Origin of the sequence: Burkholderia sp. IT-111MI5, assembly GCF_949752865.1 — a bacterium.
In the GTDB taxonomy this organism is placed as follows: domain Bacteria; phylum Pseudomonadota; class Gammaproteobacteria; order Burkholderiales; family Burkholderiaceae; genus Burkholderia; species Burkholderia pyrrocinia_C.
Window position 1 is genome coordinate 126,457 of the sequence record NZ_CATKIF010000009.1, and the last position, 6,000, is coordinate 132,456.

Annotated in this window: 6 protein-coding genes; 3 read left to right on the forward strand and 3 right to left on the reverse strand. The window is 67.8% G+C overall.

Annotated features, from left to right (window positions below; genetic code table 11):
- The first annotated feature begins 54 nt into the window (after positions 1-54).
- A complete protein-coding gene (locus ACM6JT_RS07670) occupies positions 55-546 on the forward strand; it encodes an Lrp/AsnC family transcriptional regulator (protein ID WP_021160045.1) in 492 nt (163 codons plus the stop codon).
- 10 nt (positions 547-556) lie between these two features.
- Here ACM6JT_RS07670 and panB read toward each other — a convergent pair whose 3' ends face one another.
- Positions 557-1,408, reverse strand: a complete 852-nt coding sequence (gene panB / locus ACM6JT_RS07675) for a 3-methyl-2-oxobutanoate hydroxymethyltransferase (RefSeq protein WP_105393339.1) — start codon at positions 1,406-1,408, stop codon at positions 557-559.
- Between the two features lie 77 nt (positions 1,409-1,485).
- Here panB and ACM6JT_RS07680 point away from each other — a divergent pair, with 77 nt between their 5' ends.
- A complete protein-coding gene (locus ACM6JT_RS07680; RefSeq protein ID WP_034181961.1) occupies positions 1,486-2,304 on the forward strand; it encodes an AraC family transcriptional regulator in 819 nt (272 codons plus the stop codon).
- Positions 2,305-2,332: 28 nt separating this feature from the next.
- Here the strand turns inward: ACM6JT_RS07680 and ACM6JT_RS07685 are convergent, their stop codons facing one another.
- Both ACM6JT_RS07685 and ACM6JT_RS07690 read right to left on the reverse strand, forming a co-directional pair.
- Positions 2,333-2,866, reverse strand: a complete 534-nt coding sequence (locus tag ACM6JT_RS07685) for a methylated-DNA--[protein]-cysteine S-methyltransferase (protein WP_072438421.1) — start codon at positions 2,864-2,866, stop codon at positions 2,333-2,335.
- Positions 2,863-4,347 carry an AlkA N-terminal domain-containing protein gene (locus ACM6JT_RS07690; RefSeq protein WP_414856215.1) on the reverse strand — a complete coding sequence of 495 codons (1,485 nt, stop codon included), beginning with the start codon at positions 4,345-4,347 and terminating at the stop codon, positions 2,863-2,865. The genes ACM6JT_RS07685 and ACM6JT_RS07690 overlap by 4 nt, the downstream gene beginning before the upstream one ends.
- Before the next feature lie 320 nt (positions 4,348-4,667).
- Here ACM6JT_RS07690 and ACM6JT_RS07695 point away from each other — a divergent pair, with 320 nt between their 5' ends.
- Positions 4,668-5,960 (forward strand): MFS transporter, encoded by a 1,293-nt coding sequence (locus ACM6JT_RS07695; protein ID WP_034182209.1) that lies wholly within the window; start codon positions 4,668-4,670, stop codon positions 5,958-5,960.
- Positions 5,961-6,000: the final 40 nt, after the last annotated feature.

The following is a 6,000-nucleotide window of genomic DNA, read 5'->3' on the forward strand; positions in this document are numbered from 1 at the left end:
GATCGTCTATCATGTTGAAATTAAATTTCACATCCTGACCGGAAGGAGCCGCCGATGGCCGGCATCACCCTCGACGATCTCGACCTGCGCATCCTCGCGATCCTGCAGGACGACGCGTCGGTGTCGAACCTGCAACTGGCCGAGCGCGCGCTGTCGTCGCCGCCGACCTGCATGCGTCGGGTGCGCCGGCTGACGGAAGCCGGCGTGATCCGCCGGCAGGTTGCGGTGCTCGATCCGGTCGCGATCGGCACGGCCGTCACGGCGCTGATCGAGATCAGTCTCGACCGGCAGACGGCCGAAGACTACGACGCGTTCGAGGCGTACGTGTGCGCGGAGCCGGCCGTCACGCAGTGCTACCGCGTGTCGCCGGGGCCCGATTTCGTCGTGGTGGCGGATCTGGCCGACGTCGCCGAGTACGACGAATTCGCGCGGAGGCTGTTCACCGGCGCATCGAACGTCCGCAACGTGCGGACATTCTTCTCGACGCATCGCGCGAAATTCGAGGCGAACGCGCGGGTCACGCATGCGATGCGCAAACGCGCGTGATCGCGTCGCATCACGCAGTGGCCGCGTCCGCCAATTGCAGCGGCTTGCCGTACCCGAAGCAATGCGCCGGTTCGGGAAACACGCGCTGCCGCACGTCGTGCGCGTACTGACGGATCGCGTCGCGCATCACCGCATTCGCATCGGCGTAACGCTTCACGAAGCGCGGCGTGTATGCATCGAACGCGCCGATCATGTCCTCGGTCACGAGCACTTGTCCGTCGCACGCGGGCGATGCGCCGATGCCGATCGTCGGGATCGTCAGCGTTTCGGTCAGGTGGCGCGCGAGCGCTTCGGCGGTGCCTTCGATGACGACGCTGAACGCGCCGGCCCGCTCGGCCGCGCACGCGGCGTCGAACACCTGCGCGGCCGAACGCGGGTCCATGCCCTGCGCGCGGAAGCCGCCCGTCGCGTTGGCCTGCTGCGGCATCAGGCCGACGTGCGCCATCACCGGAATGCCGCGCTCGGTCAGGAAGCGGATCGTGTCGGCCATCTCGCTGCCGCCTTCGAGCTTCACGGCCTGCGCGCCGGTTTCGGCGAGCAGCCGCGCGGCGGAGCGATAGGCCTGCGCGGGCGATTCCTGGTACGTCGAGAACGGCAGGTCGACGACGACGCACGCCTGTGCGGCGCCGCGCACGACGGCCGCGCCGTGTGCAATCATCATGTCGAGCGTGACGCGCAGCGTATCGGGCATCCCGTACAGCACCATGCCGACGGAGTCGCCGACGATGATCACATCGGCCACGTCGTCGACGAGCTTCGCCATCGGCGCGGAATACGCGGTCAGCGACACGAGGCTGCCGATGCCTTTGGTCGAACGGATCGCGGTGACGGTCTTGCGGGTGGTGCGGGTATGAGCGCTCATGTTCGGAAGCCGTGTGAAAGAAGAGCCGTGACGGTAGCATCGCGCTCGTTCGTGCAATGACCTTCGGAGGACGTCTTATGTTGCTGGCGGGACAATCGGGTGACCCTTACGCGGCGCCGCCGATGGCGCGCCTGCCGAGGCCGCTGTACGTGCGTGCGTTCGGGATTCCCGGCAACGTGAGTGTCGACGCGCACAGTCATCCGTGGGCTCAGCTGATGTATGCGACGAGCGGCGTGCTCGAGGTGTCGACGCCGTCGGGCCGGCAGCTGCTGCCGCCGCACTACGCGATGTGGATTCCGCCGCACGTGCCGCATGCGGTGACGACGCGCGAGTGCGTCGCGTTCCACAGCCTGTATCTCGACGAAGCGATCGCACGCAGCGATGCGAACGACGATTGCACGATCCTCTGCATGACGCCGCTGCTGCGCGAGCTGGTGATTGCCACGGCCGAATTGCCGGTGAACTACGACGAAGCGGGGCCGGACGGCGCGCTCGTATGCCTGATCGCCGACCGGATCGCACGGATGCGACCTGCGCCGCTGACGGTGCCGCTGCCGCGCGATCCGCGCCTGCTGAAAATCGCGCGCGCGTTGCATGCGCATCCGGGCGATACGCGCAGTCTCGACGAATGGGGCCATCAGGTCGGCGCGACGCGGCGCACGCTGTCACGGCTGTTCCGGCAGGACACGGGGCTGTCGTTTACCGAATGGCGGCAGGCCGTGCGGCTGCTCGCGTCGCTGCCGCTGCTCGATGCCGGCGAGCCGATCGGCGCGGTGGCCGCGCAACTGGGCTACGACTCGACTTCGTCGTTCATCGCGCTGTTCCAGGCGAAATTCCGCATGACGCCCGGTGCGTATGCGAAGCGTGAAGCGCGCCGGCCGGTATTGAACGCGTGATACGGCTACGCGTGCCGCGCGCCGTCACTCAGAACGCGAGCGCTGTCTGCACCGGATGATGTGCGCCACGCTCGAACCCGGCACCTTCTAGCGACAGCAGCGCACGCTTTCGGTCGATGCCGCCCGCATAACCGGTCAGGCTGCCCGACGCGCCGACCACGCGATGGCACGGCACCATGATCGACACCGGGTTGCGGCCGACCGCACCGCCCACGGCGCGCGCGGCGCTCATCGGCAACCCGACGCGTTCGGTGATGTCGCCGTACGACACGAGCTCGCCGAACGGAATCGCGAGCAGTTCCTTCCATACACGCCGTTGAAACGTCGTGCCGCGCAGGTGGATCGGCACCGAGAACGTTTCGCGCATGCCGGTGAAGTATTCGGCGATTTCTTCCGCGACCTTGCGCGCGATCGGCGAAGTGACGAGCGCGTTTGCTTCCTGCGCGATCGAAAGCGACGGAAAGTATTTCTGGCCGACGAAGAACAGGCCCGTCAGCGCATCGTCCTCGATGCGCACGGCGATGTCGCCGAGCGGGCTCGGAATCAGATGAGCGGGAGTCATCGCAATACGTCTCCTTGAAGGCGCCAAACATGCAGTGCCGCATACGCGCGCCACGGCGCCCAGCGCGCGGCATGCGGCGCGGATGATGACATGCGCGGGCGTTCGGTGGGTTCGCCGCGTTCGATGCGTGCGGGAAGCAACGCATCGTCGGCCGGGAACGCATTCGGCCAGGCCATCGCACGCATCGCGACGTACTGCACCGCGCGTTCGTCGAAGCCGGCCATCTCGCGCAGCGCGGCGAGCGTCGCGTCGAGCGGCGCCATCGGTTCGAGTGCGAGCATGCCGTCTGCGACCGCGCGTGCGAGCGACACGATCGCCTGTGCCGTTTCGCGCGCAAGGCCGAGCGCTTCGAGCGCCGCCGGTGGCAGGGCGGCCAGCGTCGCCGAGGAAGGCAGTGCGTGCGTCAGCCCCGGCAGCGCGCCTTCTACCTTAGTGCCGAAGCGTTCGGCGATGCGCGCGAGCACCGCACCCGCATGCGCTGCCGCGAGCCGTTCGCCCGCGATCGCGCGAAGGGCGATTTCGAGGCCGTCGAACGCGCCGGGCACGCGCAGGCCGGGCGAGCCGCTCGCGAGTGCGCCGAGATGCGCGTCGATCACGTCGGGGCGGCTGTCGAGATCGAACAGCCGCCGCACGCGCGCGAGCACGGCCGGCACGACCGGCGTCAGCGCGGGCGATACGGTGACGGCCAGCGCGAAGCGCTGCGGCACGTGCGCGACGGATAACCAGCCGGTCAGGCGGCCACCATCGTTGCGATTCGGCAATTCGACGACACGCGCATAACCCTGCGCATCGATCCGCTCGACACCGTCGATCTGCCGCTGCGCGAGAAAGCGCATCAGGTCGGCCCACGCGAACGGCGGCCGGTACGGCAGCGGGAATGTCATGTCGCCATCGGCGGACGCGCCGGCCCCTTTGCGAAGCCGCAGCGGATTGAGGCCGTAGCGTTGCCGGAACAGGTCGTTGAAGCGCCGCACGCTGCCGAACCCGGCCGTCGATGCGACGACGGCCACCGGCAGCGCGGTGTCGGTCAGCAGCCGCTTGGCCATCAGTAGCCGGTGCGTCTGCGCGAACTCGACCGGCGATACGCCGAACTGCGCGGCGAAGATCCGGCGCAGATGACGTTCGGTCACGCCGACGCGCTGCGCGAGCGCGTCGACGGAATGCGTGTTCAGGAAACCGTCCTCGATCAGCGTGGCGGCCGCATCGGCGAGATTGCCTGAGAGGTCTAGCAAGCCGTGACCGGGCGCGAGCTCGGGGCGGCAGCGCATGCACGGCCGGAAGCCGGCTTTCTCGGCGGCTGCGGCGGTCGGGTAATAGCTGCAGTTCTGCGCTTTCGGCGGCTTCACCGGGCAGACGGGGCGGCAATACACGCCCGTCGTCGCGACGCCGACGAAGAACCAGCCGTCGAAGCGGCGGTTCCGCGAAAGCAGAGCGTCGTAGCAGGTGTCGGGATCGAGGCGCATGAAACGACTGTAAACCATCCCCGTCATCGATTCTGGCTGGAATCGGACATGTGTCTCGGCGTCCGTGCCCCGATTCGTGCGTTGGAAAATCCGGGAAAAACGGTTAATACCACTCTTCGAAACAGTCATCTCTTTTGCCGCGACCAATTTGAGATGACTCATCGAAATCCCCGACTGACAGCGTGCCGGCCGACGCCCTATCCTTTGAAAAACGTTTTCCAGAAGGAGTGGCGATCGGCCGTGCGCGACAGCGCAACGCGGCCGTCCGCCCCGGCGCCGGTCGCCGGTCAACGAATATCGTGCGGCGCGACGGGCGCGGCCGCGCATCGGAGACATTCATGCAATCTGCCGTCGTCGGCACGGTGCGCGCCGTCGCCAGCCGCTACCGCTGGACCGTCTGTGCGCTGCTGTTTTTCGCGACCGTCATCAACTACATGGATCGGCAGATCCTCGGCCTGCTCGCGCCGATGCTCCAGCACGACATCGGCTGGAGCCAGGTGCAGTACGGCCGCATCGTGATGGCGTTTTCCGCGTTCTATGCGCTCGGGTTGCTCGGCTTCGGGCGCATCGTCGACTGGCTCGGCACGCGCGTGTCGTATGCGGTGGCGATGCTGGTATGGAGCATCGCCGCGATGCTGCACGCGGCGGTCGGCTCGGTCATGGGCTTCGCATTCGTGCGTGCGCTGCTCGGGATCGGCGAGGGCGGCAACTTCCCGGCCGCGATCAAGACGACGGCCGAGTGGTTCCCGCGCCGCGAACGCGCGCTCGCCACCGGCATCTTCAATTCGGGCGCGAACATCGGCGCGGTGTTCGCGCCGGCGATCATCCCGGCGATCGCGGTGGCCTACGGCTGGCGCGCGGCGTTCGTGATCATCGGCGCGATCGGCATCGTGTGGCTCGCGGTGTGGCTCGTGCTCTATCGCCAGGCCGACACGCGCGCGCTCGCCGCGGAATACGACGAGCCGCGCGACGAAGCCGAAGCGATGGATGCAGCGAACGCGGACGCCGGAGCGCCGCGCTGGGGCGAACTGATCCGCAAACGCGAGACGTGGGCGTTCCTGGTCGGCAAGTTCCTGACCGATCCGGTGTGGTGGTTCTACCTGTTCTGGCTGCCGAAGTGGCTCAACGAGTCGCGCGGGATGGACATGCAGCACATCGGCCTGCCGCTCGTCTGCATCTACGCGCTGACGACGGTCGGCAGCATCGGCGGCGGCTGGCTGTCGTCGATGCTGCTGCGCGCGGGCTGGAGCGTGAACCGCGCGCGCAAGACGGCGATGCTGATCTGCGCGTGCTGCGTGCTGCCGATCGCGTTCGTGTCGCAGGTGCAAAGCCTGTGGATCGCAGTACTGATCGTCGGTCTCGCCGCCGCCGCGCACCAGGGCTGGTCGGCGAACCTGTTCACGACGGCATCCGACCTGTTCCCGCGCCGCGCGGTCGCGTCGGTGGTCGGCATCGGCGGGATGGCCGGTTCGATCGGCGGCGTGCTGTTCTCGGAAGTGATCGGCCAGGTGCTGCAGCGCACGGGCCACTACTGGGTGCTGTTCGCGATCGGCGCGCTCGCGTACCTGCTCGCGCTGGCGGTCATGCATGTGCTCACGCCGAAGATGAAGCCCGCGAAACTCGACGCTTGATCGTAGGTCGGCAAACGAACGCGCCGCTTAGTGCGGCGCG

Bases quoted from the DNA above. Each gene is read 5' to 3' on its own strand.
- ACM6JT_RS07670 (WP_021160045.1), top strand. From the start codon at position 55: ATGGCCGGCATCACCCTCGACGATCTCGACCTGCGCATCCTCGCGATC.
- panB (WP_105393339.1), bottom strand. From the start codon at position 1,408: ATGAGCGCTCATACCCGCACCACCCGCAAGACCGTCACCGCGATCCGT.
- ACM6JT_RS07680 (WP_034181961.1), top strand. From the start codon at position 1,486: ATGTTGCTGGCGGGACAATCGGGTGACCCTTACGCGGCGCCGCCGATG.
- ACM6JT_RS07685 (WP_072438421.1), bottom strand. From the start codon at position 2,866: ATGACTCCCGCTCATCTGATTCCGAGCCCGCTCGGCGACATCGCCGTG.
- ACM6JT_RS07690 (WP_414856215.1), bottom strand. From the start codon at position 4,347: ATGGTTTACAGTCGTTTCATGCGCCTCGATCCCGACACCTGCTACGAC.
- ACM6JT_RS07695 (WP_034182209.1), top strand. From the start codon at position 4,668: ATGCAATCTGCCGTCGTCGGCACGGTGCGCGCCGTCGCCAGCCGCTAC.